The organism is Agreia sp. (genome assembly GCF_964263775.1).
GTDB lineage: Bacteria > Actinomycetota > Actinomycetes > Actinomycetales > Microbacteriaceae > Agreia.
In genome coordinates this window covers 1-14,766 of record NZ_CAXVWM010000197.1, presented here as the reverse complement: position 1 = coordinate 14,766, position 14,766 = coordinate 1, and the positions used below count along the sequence as shown (strand labels likewise).

Annotated in this window: 13 protein-coding genes and 2 pseudogenes; 11 read left to right on the top strand and 4 right to left on the bottom strand. The window is 68.2% G+C overall.

Translation table 11 applies throughout. The features are described from left to right. The 4 genes from ACE5CZ_RS14210 to ACE5CZ_RS14195 all read left to right on the top strand — a co-directional run. A partial coding sequence (locus ACE5CZ_RS14210) for a hypothetical protein (protein ID WP_374947980.1) occupies nucleotides 1-406 on the top strand: 406 nt, incomplete at its 5' end. Nucleotides 407-604: 198 nt separating this feature from the next. Beyond that, the gene (locus ACE5CZ_RS14205; RefSeq protein ID WP_374947979.1) at nucleotides 605-1,507 is read left to right on the top strand and encodes a MetQ/NlpA family ABC transporter substrate-binding protein; all 903 of its coding nucleotides are present in this window, start codon (nucleotides 605-607) and stop codon (nucleotides 1,505-1,507) included. An 8-nt stretch (nucleotides 1,508-1,515) separates the two neighbouring features. Then, a complete protein-coding gene (locus tag ACE5CZ_RS14200; protein ID WP_374947978.1) occupies nucleotides 1,516-2,553 on the top strand; it encodes a methionine ABC transporter ATP-binding protein in 1,038 nt (345 codons plus the stop codon). Then, entirely contained in the window at nucleotides 2,546-3,205 is a 660-nt protein-coding gene (locus tag ACE5CZ_RS14195; RefSeq protein WP_374947977.1) for a methionine ABC transporter permease, read from the top strand. Before ACE5CZ_RS14200 ends, ACE5CZ_RS14195 begins: the two co-directional genes overlap by 8 nt. Here ACE5CZ_RS14195 and ACE5CZ_RS14190 read toward each other — a convergent pair. After that, entirely contained in the window at nucleotides 3,175-5,238 is a 2,064-nt protein-coding gene (locus ACE5CZ_RS14190; protein ID WP_374947976.1) for an FAD/NAD(P)-binding protein, read from the bottom strand. The two genes, ACE5CZ_RS14195 and ACE5CZ_RS14190, sit on opposite strands and share 31 nt — an antisense overlap. A gap of 160 nt (nucleotides 5,239-5,398) precedes the next feature. Here ACE5CZ_RS14190 and ACE5CZ_RS14185 point away from each other — a divergent pair, with 160 nt between their 5' ends. From ACE5CZ_RS14185 to ACE5CZ_RS14165, 5 genes and pseudogenes are all read left to right on the top strand, one after another. Then, nucleotides 5,399-6,583, top strand: coding sequence for an LLM class flavin-dependent oxidoreductase (locus ACE5CZ_RS14185; RefSeq protein ID WP_374947975.1), 1,185 nt, complete (start codon nucleotides 5,399-5,401; stop codon nucleotides 6,581-6,583). Further along, a pseudogene (locus ACE5CZ_RS14180) lies at nucleotides 6,531-6,998 on the top strand (GNAT family N-acetyltransferase); the annotation flags it as partial. The gene ACE5CZ_RS14185 and the pseudogene ACE5CZ_RS14180, both read left to right, overlap by 53 nt. A gap of 168 nt (nucleotides 6,999-7,166) precedes the next feature. After that, nucleotides 7,167-8,186, top strand: a complete 1,020-nt coding sequence (locus ACE5CZ_RS14175) for an amino acid ABC transporter permease (RefSeq protein WP_374947981.1) — start codon at nucleotides 7,167-7,169, stop codon at nucleotides 8,184-8,186. Next, on the top strand, nucleotides 8,183-9,034 hold the full coding sequence (locus ACE5CZ_RS14170; protein ID WP_374947974.1) for an amino acid ABC transporter ATP-binding protein: 852 nt from the start codon (nucleotides 8,183-8,185) through the stop codon (nucleotides 9,032-9,034). The genes ACE5CZ_RS14175 and ACE5CZ_RS14170 overlap by 4 nt, the downstream gene beginning before the upstream one ends. Before the next feature lie 88 nt (nucleotides 9,035-9,122). Next, on the top strand, nucleotides 9,123-10,151 hold the full coding sequence (locus ACE5CZ_RS14165; protein ID WP_374947973.1) for an ABC transporter substrate-binding protein: 1,029 nt from the start codon (nucleotides 9,123-9,125) through the stop codon (nucleotides 10,149-10,151). A 107-nt stretch (nucleotides 10,152-10,258) separates the two neighbouring features. Here the strand turns inward: ACE5CZ_RS14165 and ACE5CZ_RS14160 are convergent, their stop codons facing one another. Continuing rightward, nucleotides 10,259-11,326, bottom strand: coding sequence for a GNAT family N-acetyltransferase (locus ACE5CZ_RS14160; protein WP_374947972.1), 1,068 nt, complete (start codon nucleotides 11,324-11,326; stop codon nucleotides 10,259-10,261). 259 nt (nucleotides 11,327-11,585) lie between these two features. Here ACE5CZ_RS14160 and ACE5CZ_RS14155 point away from each other — a divergent pair, with 259 nt between their 5' ends. Then, nucleotides 11,586-12,530 carry a zinc-binding alcohol dehydrogenase family protein gene (locus ACE5CZ_RS14155; protein ID WP_374947971.1) on the top strand — a complete coding sequence of 315 codons (945 nt, stop codon included), beginning with the start codon at nucleotides 11,586-11,588 and terminating at the stop codon, nucleotides 12,528-12,530. Further along, on the top strand, nucleotides 12,527-13,147 hold the full coding sequence (locus ACE5CZ_RS14150; RefSeq protein WP_374947970.1) for an NUDIX hydrolase: 621 nt from the start codon (nucleotides 12,527-12,529) through the stop codon (nucleotides 13,145-13,147). The genes ACE5CZ_RS14155 and ACE5CZ_RS14150 overlap by 4 nt, the downstream gene beginning before the upstream one ends. Before the next feature lie 60 nt (nucleotides 13,148-13,207). On the opposite strand, the gene ACE5CZ_RS14145 is transcribed toward ACE5CZ_RS14150, so the two are convergent. Both ACE5CZ_RS14145 and ACE5CZ_RS14140 read right to left on the bottom strand, forming a co-directional pair. Then, entirely contained in the window at nucleotides 13,208-14,365 is a 1,158-nt protein-coding gene (locus ACE5CZ_RS14145) for an FAD-dependent oxidoreductase (RefSeq protein WP_374947969.1), read from the bottom strand. Further along, nucleotides 14,365-14,766, bottom strand: a pseudogene (locus tag ACE5CZ_RS14140) (F420-dependent methylene-tetrahydromethanopterin reductase); the annotation flags it as partial. The gene ACE5CZ_RS14145 and the pseudogene ACE5CZ_RS14140, both read right to left, overlap by 1 nt.

The following is a 14,766-nucleotide window of genomic DNA, read 5'->3' as shown; positions in this document are numbered from 1 at the left end:
GCTGTGGCCGTCGACGATGGAGGCGGCCCGCGCCGTCGATGCCGTCGTTCGCGGTTCGGGGCGCATCCTCGATGCCGAGGTCGAGCCCACGATCTTCAGCCCGAACCTGCTCGGCGACGTGCCGGCCGAGGTACGCGACGTGTCGCTCGCCACGGCGGTCGCCGAGGTGGGCGGGGTTCTGGATGCCGACGCGACGCCGCCGCTCGACGCCCGGCTCGCGTGGTCGGTCGCGCCCGCCCACGTCGCCTGGACGATTTTGGGGCGCTCGGGCGAGCTGGAGTGCCGAATCGAGCTGACGCCCACGACGCCCGCGATGCTGCAGCGCGTCGAGGTCGCGGTGCGCACGCCGACGACCCCGCGCTCGCCGGTGCTGCGCCACTACGTGCCGGACGCGCCGGTCGAGTAGCGCGAGGCCGACCGCGCTCTCAGCGGGCACCCGCGCCGTCAGTGCACGAGCGCCCGCCCGCTGAAGGCGCGCTCGACTCGCCGGCGCCAGACGCGCACGAAGTCCCTTTGTTACAGGTGCATTTCGTGGCGCCGGCGGGGAGTCCGTAGCGTGGACAGCTGCTCTGCACAAGCACCTGCTCCATCGAAAGGAAGCACCATGTCCCTCACCAAGAAGATCCTGGCCGCAGCAGCCGCTCTTCCCTTGATCGCCGTCCTCGCCGGCTGCGCCGGATCCGCAGGTTCAGCCGATGCCGAGAAGGGCACCGAAGACAACCCCGTCAAGATCGGCGTCGTCGGCGCAAGCGACCCCTATTGGGCGATCTACACAAAGGCCGCGGCAGACGAGGGCATCTCGGTCGACATCGTCGATTTCACCGAGTATCCGCAGCCGAACCCCGCACTCTCCGAGGGCGAGATCGACCTCAACCAGTTTCAGCACATCGTCTACCTCGCGCAGTACAACGAGGCCTCCGGCGAAGACCTCGTGCCGGTCGGCGCAACGGCCATCTACCCCCTCGCGTTGTACTCCACGAAGTACGACTCGGTGAAGGACATCGAGAAGGGCGACACCGTCGCCATCCCCAACGACGAGTCCAACCTGTCGCGTGCGCTGCTGGTTCTGCAGTCGGCCGGCCTGGTCGAGCTGAAAGACGGCGGAAGCATCTTCTCGACCGTCGACGACGTCGATCCCGACAAGAGCACTGTCACGGTCACGACGCTCGAGGCATCCCTGACCCCGACGTCGCTGCCGGATGTCGCGGCCGCGATCATCAACAACGACTTCGTCGCGGATGCCGGGCTCACGTTCGACGACGCGATCGCGCAAGACGACCCGGCAGACCCCAACGCACTGCCCTACGTGAACATCTTCGCGGCCCGCTCCGATGACGCCGACGACGAGACGTACGCGAAGCTCGTGAAGATCTACCAGGACACGAAGACCGTCACCGATGCCGTGCAAGAGAACTCGGGCGGAACCGCCGTCTTCGTGAAGACGCCGGTCGCCGACCTGCAGTCCTCGCTCGACACGGTGCAGGCTGACGTCAAGGCCAAGGGCTGATTCGCCCGATGCCCCTCATCAGCCTGCGCGACGTCACCAAGTCGTATCCGCCCTCCACGCGCGGCGGTTCGGTCGTGCACGCCGTCGAGGGGCTGAACCTCGACATCGAGGCCGGCGACATCTACGGAATCATCGGATATTCGGGCGCGGGCAAGAGCACTCTCGTGCGCCTCATCAACGCCCTGGAGCACGCGACGAGCGGCAGCATCCTCGTCGACGGCGAAGAGGTGACCCGCATGAGAGAGGGCGAGCTGCGCCGGCTGCGCCTCGGCATCGGCATGATCTTTCAGCAGTTCAACCTCTTCACCTCGAAGACCGTCGCCGGCAACGTCGCGTACCCGCTCGAGGTCGCCAAGACGAAGCGGGCAGACATCGCCCCTCGCGTCGCCGAGTTGCTCGAATTCGTGGGCCTCGCCGACAAGGCGCGCAACTACCCGGAGCAGCTCTCGGGAGGCCAGAAGCAGCGCGTCGGCATCGCCCGCGCCCTCGCGACGAGCCCCCGCATCCTGCTCGCCGACGAGGCGACGAGCGCGCTCGACCCCGAGACCACGCACGAGGTGCTCGACCTGCTGAAGCGCGTGAACCACGAGTTCGGCGTCACGATCGTGGTCATCACGCACGAGATGGATGTCATCCAGACGCTGGCCACGAAGGTCGCGGTCATGGATGGCGGGCGCATCGTGGAACAGGGCGACGTGTTCGACGTGTTCTCGAGGCCGACGGAGGCGTCGTCGCAACGGTTCGTGTCGACCGTCGTGAGGGGAGTGCCCTCAGTCGCCGAACTCGTGGCGCTGCGGCAGCGGCATCCGGGTCGCATCGTGACGCTCTCGTTCCGCGACGGTAACACCTCGCAGAGCGCCGTGTTCGTATCGCTGGCACAGGCCGGCGTCGCGTTCGAGCTGATCTACGGCGGCATCAACGACATCCGGGGCCGTGTCTTCGGCCACCTCACCCTCGCGCTGACGGGCGACGGCGACGCCATCGACCGGGCGCTCAGCACGATATCCGCCCGGGTCGACGTCACGGAGGCACCGCGCCATGGATGACCTGATACCACTTCTGCCCAAGCTGTGGCAGGCCAGCTACGAGACGCTCTACATCGTGGGCCTCAGCCTGCTCTTCGGGGGTATCGGCGGGCTCATCCTGGGCCTCGGGCTGTATACGACCCGGTCGAACAGCCTCTTCGCGAACCGGCCCGTGTTCGGCGTGCTCAACGTGCTCGTCAACGTGTTCCGGCCTATTCCGTTCATCATCTTCTTGGCGGCCGCGCAGCCGCTCGCGCGCTTCGTCACGGGCACCGGAATCGGCAACACGGCCATCATTTTCACCCTGTCGCTGGCCGCGGCGTTCGGCATCAGCCGCATCGTCGAGCAGAACCTGCTCACGGTGCAGCCCGGAGTGATCGAGGCGGCCCGGTCGGTGGGCGCGAGTCGGAGCCGCATCATGCTGACGCTGCTCATCCCCGAGGCGCTCGGGCCCCTGATCCTGGGGTACACGTTCATCGTGGTGGCACTCGTCGACATGTCTGCCGTCGCCGGCTACGTCGGGGGTGGCGGCCTGGGAACGTTCGCCATCCAGTACGGCTACCGCCAGTTCCACCCCGTGGTCACGTGGGCGGCGGTGCTGGTGATCATCATCATCGTGCAGCTGGTGCAGTTTCTCGGCAACTACCTGGCCCGCAAGGCGCTGCGCCGCTGATCGGCACCATCGTCGGCCAGTTCGGCGAGGCGGGCCAGGATGGCGCGGGCGACCTTGTCGTTCTCTCGAAACGAGATCGCGTTCGTGCGCGGGCGAGAGAACGCGCCCACGAACGGCGAGTTCGTGTACGGACCGATCGCGTACTGCCGCGAGGAGTGCGAACCCGACGAGCCGAGCAGCCTGGTGTCGAGCTGCCGCACCGAGAGCCTGCCCGTGCTCGCCGAGTACGCTCCGTCTGTCACGATCTCCTCGAGTCCGGCTCCACTCGCGACCAGCGACCTCAGCAGCTCGTTGTCGCTGCGCGAGATTGCGGTCTCGGGCAGGCGCGCATCCACCAGGGCGCTCGCGGTCACGGTGACCGGTGTCGTGGCGCTGCCTGCGCGGAAGATGCCTGACGTCTCGTCGGCCTCCACCCAGATGCCCGCGCCCAGAAACTCCACGATGCCGGCCTCCGAGAGGGCGACGAGCTCTTCGAGGCGGTGCGCGGGCGGCCCGCTCGCGATGAAGCTGAAGTAGCCGAGCCACCAGCCGTGAATATCGCGGACCCGGGACTGGGCGGTCCACTTGGGCGAGTCGATGATGTCGGAGAGGGTGAAGAGGCTCGTGAGCAGGGCGATGAACAATCCGAGCGTGGCGCTGTGCTCGGGCAGTGTGCGCAGCGACACGTCGGTGCGGATGTAGTCGCGCACGAGTTCTTGCAGCTCGCCCCGATCGGCGACCAGGGCCCCGCCGAGCGGACGGTCGAGCTCGGGCAGGAACAGCCTGTCGTCGGCGTAGGCGACCGTGCCCTCGACCAGGTCGACGAACGCCTGGGCGTCGTGCTCGATGCGCTCGTCGTCGGCGAAGGAGGGGACGGCGTGGCCTCGGGGCGTGCTGTTTGTGACGTCGGTATTCGGCGCGGCCAGCAGCAGCGCTCGCGGATCGAGCCGGTCGAAGGCCTGCACGAACGAATCCCAGCTCGCCTCGACCCGGTCGGGGTGGCCCGTGAACAGCTCGCGGTAGTAGCCCCACAGCATGTCCTTCGCGATGAGCGGCCACACGTCGACGCTGAGATCGAGGGCGTTCAACGACTTCTCGAGCGACCGGGCAATCGCGGGAGTGAAGTATCGCGCCTCGGGCCTCTCACCGACGAGAGTCGACGAGATCTTCGAGTGGTACGGCACCCCGCGGCGCGATCCGAAATACAGCCGCGGCTCGTGCCCTGATGCCGTGTAGCGCAGCACTCCGTCGCCGCCCCGGTCGAATCGGCCGCCGCGGCCCTCGGTGAGCAGCACGGTGAGGTCGACCGCGGCCAGGCCCATACCCCGCACGATCACCCGCTGGCCGGGCCCGATCGGGCGGGTGTCGGCATCCGCAGTGAACGCCGGGGGCAGGTAGAACAGCTCGCGCCGGCGCGCGAAGTCGATGAGGCCGGCGTGCTCGGGCTCGGCGTCGGCACCGGTGTGCCCGAGCGAATAGAGCACGATGTCGGCCGTGATCGACACGCCGTCGTCGAGTCGGATGCGATGGGCCCGGCCCTCGTCGACGGTCTCGATTGCGGACGCCCGGTGTGCGACGACCTCGACGGTCTCGGGAAAGAGGCCCACGGCATCCGCGTAGAACCAGCTGAGGTAGAGACTCTGCAGCCGACGGGTGGGAAAGCTCGCGGGCGAGAGGTTCTCGATCTCATGGCGAAGACGCGGATCGACGCGGGGGATAGCTATCTCGCCTGCGTTCACGAGGCCTGCCCACTCGATGAGTGACGGGCCGGGGCGCACGGGGCCGTCGATGGTCGACGATTCGTCGGTGAACATCGTGACGTCTGCCGCCATCGAGTTGAGCTTCAGAAGAGGGGACTGCGCGTAGCGCCAGATGCGGCCAGGGCCCGCCGGATGCGGGTCGATCACGTGGATGACGATCCGCGCGTCGGTCGTCCACAGCTCGGGGAGGTTGGCGGCGAGACGCTCGAGCACGCCCGCTCCCCGGGGTCCGCCGCCGATGAGGGCGATCTGGAACTCGGGCGGGGTGACAGACGAGAAAGGCGCGTGCGACATGCCACAACCGTCGACGTTCCGTCCATCGAAATCGAGGAATGTGACCTCGCGTGACGACGTGACGAATTGTGAACGAATCTGCTTGGCGAGCGTGCGCGGCCGCACCTAGCGTCTCCTCCAACGCGACACGGCCCGTGTCTAAACCATGAAGGAGGCAGATATGCCCATCGAATTCTTAGGCATCGCCGGACTCAATGACGGCGGCGAGACCCAGGCCCGAACCGGTGCGAGTTTCGACAAGGACTACACGCTGCGGTTCGCCCGAGCCCACGAAGACAACGGCTGGGATCGCATCCTGTTCGCCTACCACTCGGGTGCGCCCGACCCGGCGACGGCGGCGGCCTACATCGCGTCGAAGCTCGACCACCTGAAGATTCTGCTCGCGCACCGGCCGAACGTGTCGTACCCCACATATGCGGCGAAGGTCTTCGCGACGCTCGACCAGATCAGCGACGGGCGCCTCAACGTGCACGTCATCACGGGCGGATCGACGGCCGACCAGGCGGCGGAGGGCGACTTTCTCTCGAAAGACGAGCGCTACTCCCGCACCGGGGAGTACATCCAGATCGTGAAGAAGGCGTGGACCAGCCGCGAGCCGTTCAGCTTCGACGGCGCGCACTACCGCTTCGAGAACTTCGTGAGCGACATCTGGCCCGTGCAACAGCCGCGGCCGCAGATCTCGTTCGGCGGATCGAGCGACGCCGCGTACCGCATCGGGGCGGCCGACGCCGACATCTACGCGCTGTGGGGAGAGCCGCTCGCGAACACCGCGGAGCAGATCGAACGCATCACGGTCGAGGCGCTCGCGGCGGGGCGCACCGAGCGGCCCCGCATCCAGGTCGCGTTCCGGCCGATTCTCGGCGCCACCGAGGAGCTGGCGTGGAAGAAGGCCGAGGATATCCTCGGAAAGATCGAGGCACGGAAGGCGCAGGCCGCGCCGAGTTCGTTCGTCGGCGACCTCACGAACCCCGAGAATGCCGGATCGCAGCGGCTGCTGTCGATCGCCAGCCAGGGCGACCGCTTCGACCGGGCGCTGTGGACGCGGCCTGCCGCGGCATCCGGTGGTCGGGGCAACTCGAACGCGCTCGTCGGCACCCCCGATACCGTGGCCGCAGCTCTGCTCGACTACATCGACCTGGGCGTCGATATCATCTCGGCTCGCGGCTACGACTTCGTGAACGACACGATCGACTTCGGCCGCTCCGTGATTCCACTGGTGCGCGACGAGGTCGCGAAGCGCGACGCGGCAACCCTGGCCGCTTCGGCCAGCGGTTCGGCCAGCGGTTCGGCCAGTGGTTCGGCCAGTGGTTCGGCCCGGTCGGAGGCATCCCGTGACGCTGCTTGACCAGACACCCCGGGGCACCGATCGCTTCGTCTACGTCTCGGCTGACGACGCGATCGCCGAACCCCTGTTGCGCGAGCTCGAAGAGGAGTACGACGCGCGCTACGGCGAATTCTTCGGAGAGAAGGCGTCGGCCGAGATCCGGCGGTATCCGGCGTCGGCGTTCTCGCCCGCCGAGGGCGGCGCCTTCGTGCTGCTGCTGCGCGACGGCGTTCCCATCGCAGGCGGCGCCTACAAGAGGTTCGACGAGCGCACGGCAGAACTCAAGCGCATCTGGACCTCGTCGGCGCATCGCCGCCAGGGCCTCGCCCGCACGGTGGTCGCAGAGCTCGAGGCCGAGGCGGTGCGCCGGGGGTACACGAGGGCGTATCTCACCACCGGCCCGCGGCAGCCCGAGGCCAAGCACCTCTACTTTCAGACCGGTTACACGCCACTGTTCGATGTCACGCTCGACCCCGAAGAGGTGATCGTGCACGGCTTCGCCAAAAGTCTGGATGACGCACCCCTCGACGTGGCCGGCATCACGACGGCCCATGACGACGGCCTCGCCAGGTCGGGGCATGGTCCGCGCCGGTCGCCGGAGGCAATCGCGACGCCCGAGGTCGTGAAGTCGGCCCCAGCGAAGCGCGTCGCGCCGGAACCCGTGAAGGTGGTGCCGACGCGGCACTGGTGGAGGTGGGTGCTGAGCGCGCTCGTCGCGTTCGTCGTGCTGCAGTTCGTGTGGTCGCTCGTCATCAACCAGCAGTACGAGTGGAACGTCTTCGCCGAGTACTTCTTCTCGCCGTCTGTGCTGAGCAGCCTGGGCGTGACCCTCGGCCTCACCGTCGTGTCGGTCATCGGCGGGTTCATCCTCGGAGCGGTGCTCGCGAACTTCCGGCTGTCGAAGTCGCCGCTGCTGAGCGCTGCGGCCTATGCCTACATCTGGTTCTTTCGCTCGGTGCCGCTGCTCGTGCAGATTCTGGTCTGGTACAACCTCGGCTACCTGTATCCGACACTGGGACTCGGAACGCCGTTCACCACGGACTTCTGGCTCGTCGAGTTCTCGACCACCACGCTGATCACGGCGTTCGCTGCGGCCACCATCGGACTCACGCTGCACCAGGCCGCCTACTTCGCCGAGATCATTCGCGGCGGCATCCTGTCTGTCGACCAAGGTCAGCTCGAAGCGTCGGCCGCCCTCGCTCTGCCGCGCCGGGTGCGGTTCTTCCGCATCATCCTGCCGCAGGCAGCGCGGGCGATTCTGCCCAACTTCTTCAACGAGGTCATCGGGCTGGTGAAGGGCACCTCGGTGGTGTTCGTCGTGGCGCTGCCCGAACTGTTCTACACGGTTCAGGTCATCTACAACCGCAATCAGCGCGTCATTCCGCTGCTGCTCGTGGCCGTGGTCTGGTACGCGATCATCACGACCGTGCTGTCGATCATCCAGTTCTACGTCGAGCGGCACTACGCCCGCGGCGCGCACCGCGAACTACCACTGACGCCCATCCAGCGTGCGACGGCCTGGACGAAAGAGCAGTGGGCGCGCCTCGGCGACGAGACGAGCGACGACCCCCTCGCCGCCGAGAAGAGCCGACGACGCGACACCGTTCTGGGAAGTGGATCATGAGCACACCGACCTTCATTCGTTCGTTCGACGAGCAGGCGATTCCGCTTACGACTCCGTTTTCGGTGAGAACAGCGCCGGTTCGCGCCACCGTCGGACTGGTGGAGATCACCGACGTGTCGAAGAGCTACGGCGCCGTGCGCGTGCTGCGCGACGTGTCCCTGACCGTGCAGCCCGGAGAGGTCATCGCCCTCATCGGGCCGTCGGGTTCGGGCAAGTCGACACTGCTGCACACCATCAACCACCTCGAGACGGTCGATGCGGGATCGGTGACCGTCGACGGACAGTACATCGGCTACGAATTGCGCGCCGGACGGCTGCACGAGCTGCCCGAGAAGAACGTGCTCGAGCGGCGGACGCAGATCGGCATCGTCTTTCAGAACTTCAACCTGTTTCCGCACCTCACCGCGCTCGAGAACGTGGTCGAGGCGCCGGTCGCCCTCAGGCGAGCCACCAGGGCGGAGGCGCGCGAACAGGCGAAGGCGCTGCTCGCCCGGGTCGGACTGGCCGACAAGCAGCAGCACTACCCGCGGCAGCTCTCGGGTGGGCAGCAGCAGCGGGTGGCAATCGCCCGCGCGCTCGCGCTGAACCCGAAGGTGCTGCTGTTCGACGAGCCGACCAGCGCGCTCGACCCCGAGCTCGTCGGGGAGGTGCTCGACGTCATCCGGGAGCTGTCGACAAGCGGAACCACCCTCATCATCGTGACCCACGAGATCGGCTTCGCCCGCGAGGTGGCCGACCGCGTGGCGTTTCTCGAGCAGGGCGAGATCCTCGAGATCGGTTCGCCGAGCCAGGTATTGCTCACACCAAGGCATCCCCGAACCAGGGATTTTCTTCGCAAGGTGCTCTGACATTAGTCAGGGCCTTCGCACCACTCAGCACTGCACCAACCGCTCGAAGCAACCCATTTTCCGCAACCCAGAGAGGCACCACCAGATCATGGCAATTCACAAGAAGCAGATCGGGGCCATCGTCGGCGCAGTCGTCGTCGTGGCCCTGGCCGGAGGCGGCATCGCCATCGCGGCGAACGCCAACGGCTCGGGCACCGCAGACGCGAAGCCTGCCGGCGGGGCCGAAGAGCGGGTCGCCGAGGCGACCTCGTTCAACTTGACATCGAAGAACGCCGACGACCGTCCGAGCATCGACCCCGTCGCAGACGCCATCGCGTCGCTGAAGGCCAGCGGGTTCGAGCCGATCGAGGCCGGCAAACTCACCGTCGCCCAGACCGTGGCGAGCGGTGCCCCACCCCTCGTCTTCGCGGCATCCGACGACAACACCACCGCGCTCGGAAGCGAGGCCGATCTCGCGGCCCTCGTCGCAGACGGGCTCGGACTCGAGTACAACCCCGTCTCGGTCGACTGGTCGGACTGGCCCCTCGGCATCCAGTCGGGCAAGTACGACATCATTGTGAACAACGTGACGGTCACCGAGGAGCGCAAGGAACTCTACGACTTCGCCAGCTATCGCGTCGACCTGCTCGGCTTCTACGTGAAGGCCGATAGCGACATCACCTCGATCACACAGGCCGCAGATATCTCCGGCCTCACCATCATCGTCGGATCGGGCACGAACCAGGAGAAGATTCTGCTCGCCTGGAACGACGAACTCACCGCCGCCGGCGAGAAGCCGGCGGAGCTCGTCTACTACAACGACCCCGCCGCGGCGACCCTGGCCATCCAGTCGGGGCGAGCCGATGTCAACTTCTACCCGAACGCCACAGGTGCGTATGCCGCGGCGTCGACCGGCGAGATCAAGCTCGTCGGCACGCTCAGCGGCGGATGGCCCCTCACGGCCGACATCGCCGCGGCGACGAAGAAGGGCAACGGCCTGATCGACGCCGTCTCCCTCGTTCTGAACGACGCGATCGAGGGCGGACAGTATCAGGAGGTGCTCGATCGTTGGGGCCTCGAGAGCGAGTCCGTGCCGACGAGCGAGATCAACCCTCCCGGGCTGCCGAAGGCCGAGTAGCGCCGCCGGCATGCGGTGATTGTGCCCGAAAACCTCCATTCTGCGCCGGCGCCGGCGCCCGGATGGAGGTGTTCGGGCACAATCGTGCGCAGGGCGACCGCGAGCGCTCAGTCGAGGTCGAGCCCGAAGGCGAAGAGCTCGACGAACACCCCGGGTTCGACCTCGATGCGCCCCTCTCGCTCGGCAAGCCGCACGAACCCGAGTCGGGTGTACAGCCGGTGGGCGGCGAGCATGGTGCTGCCGCTGTTCATCACGACGCGTCGCACACCGCGGATGCGGCCCAGGCCGACCACGTGCTCGGTGAGCGCGGCGCCGATGCCGCGCCCACGCGCATCCGGGGCCACGGCCAGCACCCGGAAGTCGAGCTCGCCATCGCGCGCGAGGGGCGAGAGGTGGGCGCCGGGCCGGGGAGTCCAGACCGTGCCGAGGATGACGCCGGTGGCGGTGTCTTCGGCCACCCAGACCTCGTCGGCGCGGGCGCGGTCGTGCACGTCGCCGAGCGACTGGCGGTAGCCGGCCGAGAGCTCGTAGTCGTGGGCGTACGCCTCGATCGTGAGGCGCGCGACAGCGTCGAGCTCGTTCGGGCGAACGAGTCGGATGCGCACGGGACCGACGTCCTCGAGTGCGTAGCGGTAGACCTGCGGGGTTCCGATTCCGATCTCGGAGCCGAGCTCGCGTGCGACGACCCGCTCGAACCCCGCGCGCAGGTAGTTGCGTTGCGCGGTGTGATTGAGAGGTCCGGTGTCGAGCACGAGGGCGGGGGCGCCCCAGCTCGCGGCCAGGTCGATGGATGCCTGCACGAGCGCCTGCGCGACGCCCCGACCGCGTGCGGCCGGGTCGACGGCGACCAGACGCAGCTCGGCTTCGCCATCGCGGGCCTGGCGCGAGATCGGGTTCTCGGCGCGGGTGACGGTCGCGGTGCCGAGGATTCTTGCCTCGCCTTCGCTCGTGGAGACTTCTACGGCGACGAGCAGTCCGCCGTCACCGGCGCGGGCCGCTGCGTCACGTTCGAGGGCGACGCGTTCGGGTCGGCGGGGAAGATGGGCGTAGGGGCCTGTCGCGAAGCCGAGCGCGGTGAGTTCTCCGACTGCGTCGTACTCGTCCGTGCGCGCGACGCGCACGGCGACGGCGAGATCCGACTGGAGCGCGGCAGGGGTTTCGAGCGGTTCGGGCATGGTTCGAGCCTACGAGGTGGCGGGCGGCGCGGTGCGGAGGCGCTCACGGCGCTTCCGCTCGCTCACCGGGCGCCGACTTGCCTGAATTCGCCCACTCGACCGCGGGTGAGGGGGCGGATTCAGGCAACTCGGCACGGCAACAACACGGTGACACATGCCGACACGGTGAGGGTGACGGCTTGCGCTGAAGCCCGTCGCGAACTAGCGTCGCGCAGACCGGTGAGAACTGCACACCGGTGAACAGAAAGAGGTCGGTTCGATGGCGACGGTTGTTCAGTATTCGCGGGTGGGAGGACCGGAGGTCCTCGAGGTCGTCGACGTTCCCCTTCCGACGATCTCCGAGGGTGGCCTGCTCGTCGAAGTGCAGGCCATCGGGGTGAACCCCGTCGATTCGAAGCTGCGCTCGGGCCGTCGCCCGTCGCCGCCGTTCGATGGGCCGCGCGGGGTGGGGTCGGATGCCTCGGGCGTGGTTCTCGAGGTCGGAGCGGCAGTCGATGGCTGGGCCTCAGGCGACGAGGTCGTCATCCAGGGCGCAACCGGCGCGTACGCCAGCCACCTCGTCGTCGCGCCGTCGAACCTCGTGCACAAGCCCTCGGTCTGGACCTGGTCGCAGGCCGCGGCCGTCGGCATCCCGGTCTCGACGGCCTACCAGGCGCTGCGTTCCCTCGGCGTCGGCGAGGGCACCCGGCTTCTGATCCACGGAGGAACGGGCGGCGTCGGCCAGGCCGCCGTGCAGTTCGCCGTGGCGTGGGGAGCCGAGGTGTTCGCCACGGCGAGCCCGGCGAACCACGCGCGGCTGGTCGAGCTCGGCGCCGTTCCGCTGAGCTACGGCGACGGCCTTGTCGAGCGCGTGCGGGCGGCGTCGCCCGAGGGAATCGATGTCGTGCTCGACGCGGCCGGCACCGACGAGGCGCTCGAGGCATCCTTCGCCCTGGTGCCCGATCGTTCGCAGATCGGCACGATCGTGGCCGGACCTCGGGCGGCCGAGCTGGGCGTTCGGGCGTGGTCGGGCGGCAGCCCGGTGCCGCTGACCGATGAGGAACTGCGGCTGCGCGCCGAAGGTGTTCCCGCAGCGATCGAGCTGGCCGCCCAGGGCAGGTTCGACGTGGAGGTCTCCGAGCGCTTCCCCCTCGCGCGTGCCGCCGACGCGCAGCGCCTCAGCGAAGAGGGCCACACCCGGGGAAAGATCGTGCTGATCCCGTGACCGCCACATCGGAAGCCGAGAGACCGTGGCGCTTCATCGGCTCGAAGCGTGCGTATACAGGTCGCGTCACAATCGCGACACACTCCGTCGAGCTTCCCGGTGGTCAGGAAATCGAGTTCGAGGTCGACGAGAGTATCCCGTTCGCCGTCGCGGTCCTGGTCATAGAAGGTGACTCGATCGTTCTCGCGAGGCAGTATCGTTATCCTCTGGATCGCTGGATCTATGATCTGCCCGGTGGTGCCGGCGAACAGGGCGAGGAGCCGATGGCGGCGGCCGCCCGCGAATGTCGCGAAGAACTGGGCCTGGATCCAACCGATCTGCGGCCCCTGCACATCTTCTTTCCCAACCCCGGCCGTTCAGCGTGGCCCGTGCACTTATACAGCGCGCATTCGACTGTCGAGGCTGAGCCTGAGAGTGCGGACCCGGCCGAGCAGGTCGCCACAGTTCGACTGCCGCTCGGCCAATTAGACGCGATGATCGCCAACGGCGACATCGTCGACCCGTCGTTGCTCATCGCACGACTTGCGGCGTCGGTTCATGGCCTGCTCCCGGCTGTGGGCGCGACGGCCCTCAGCGCTAGGCCAGCCGCTCAAGGTCGAATCGTGCCGCCGACTTGACGCCACGTGCTGTGCTTTTCGCGAATGAGAGCAGTTCGGGTCAGCTCGGTGCTGTCGAGGCTAGCCGCGAGCCGCTGCCAGTGAGAACAGCGCCGGGGCGGCAGCCGTGCCGTCGACGAGGTCGGCAAGGACGCGCCCGATCGACGGGGTGAACTTGAAGCCGTGGCCCGAGAAGCCCGCGCCGATGACCAGCGGGCCGACGGAGTCGACGACGAAGTTCGAGTCGGGGGTCGTCGTGTACGTGCAGCTGATCTCGACGAAGTCGTTCGGGTCTGTGCCGGGCAGCCACTCCCGGGCGTAGCGCTGCAAGGCCGCCAGCTGGGCCGGATCGGCGACGAACGTGCGCGCATCCGGATCGAGCACCGGGCCCGTGCCGTGCCATCCGGCCTTCACGCCCTGCCCCGGCGTGAACATGCCGTAGATCGGCGAGTACCAGTAGTCGTAGGCGGGGTCGCCGGGGGTCGGCGCGTGGTTGAAGCCGGGCCACGGCAGCGCCGAGTCGCGCACGGTGAAGTGGGCGGGCTGCTCCTGCGTCACGACCAGGCGCGGCAGGGGCACGGACGCGCCGATGAGCTTCGAGGTCCAGGCGCCGAGCGTCACGACGACCCGGCGCGCGTCGAGGGTCTCGACAGGTGCCGACGGTTCGCCGGTCTTGGCATCGACCGGCTGCACGTCGACGAGAACCGAATCGTCTGACGCGACCCGGATGGCGACGACCCGCGAGTGGTGTAGAACCACGGCGCCTCGCGCCACCGCGGCCTGCTGCAGGGCCGACACCGCGGCATCCGCGTTGAGCCTGCCGGCCTGCGGCGTCAACAGCACGCGCCCATCGAAGCGGATGCCCGGCCAGCGATCGCCGGCCTCCTCCGGCGTGAGGAACGAGGCGTCGAAACCATAGCTCGGAAGCGCGGACGCGACCGCGTCGAATGAGGCGTTCGCCCCGTGATTTGCGAGCCCGACCTGGTCGAGCACCGCAACGCCCGACTCCGCCTCGAGCTCGCGCCACAGCGGCAGCGCCTCCCGCAGCAGCGGGAGGTACGTGTCGTCGGCGTAGCTCAGGTTGAAGTTGCGCGATGCCCCGTGCGAGGCGCCCTGCGCGCGCCCGGGGCCGAAGCGCTCGAGCAGCGTCACGTCACGGCCGCGCCGGGCGAGCTGCCAGGCGGCGGCGGAGCCCATGGCTCCGCCGCCCACCACGACGACGTCGGCGCGGGTGACCACTAGGCCGAGGCCAGCGCCGCGGCCGTCGAACGTGTCGACACAGCTGGCGCAGACGCCGCAGCTGGCGCAGACGCCGCAGCCCGCGCAGACGCCGCCCGCGGCACGGCCGGCAGCCCCAGCGTCTCGTGCAGGGTCGCGTTCTCGTCGTAGTCGGTTCGGTACACGCCACGCTCCTGCAGTTCGGGAATGACCCGGTCGACGAACTCGTCGAGGCCGGTCGGGTTGGTGTTTCCCACGATAACGAAGCCGTCGGAGGCATCCTCCTGCACATGCCGGTTGATCGTCTCGGCAACGAAGACGGGCGTGCCCACGAAGGTGTGCTTCGCGGCGAACGAGATCACGAGCTCGCGAATAGACCAGCCGGATGCCGCGGCCTGCTCGCGCCAGGCGTTGGCCGTGGC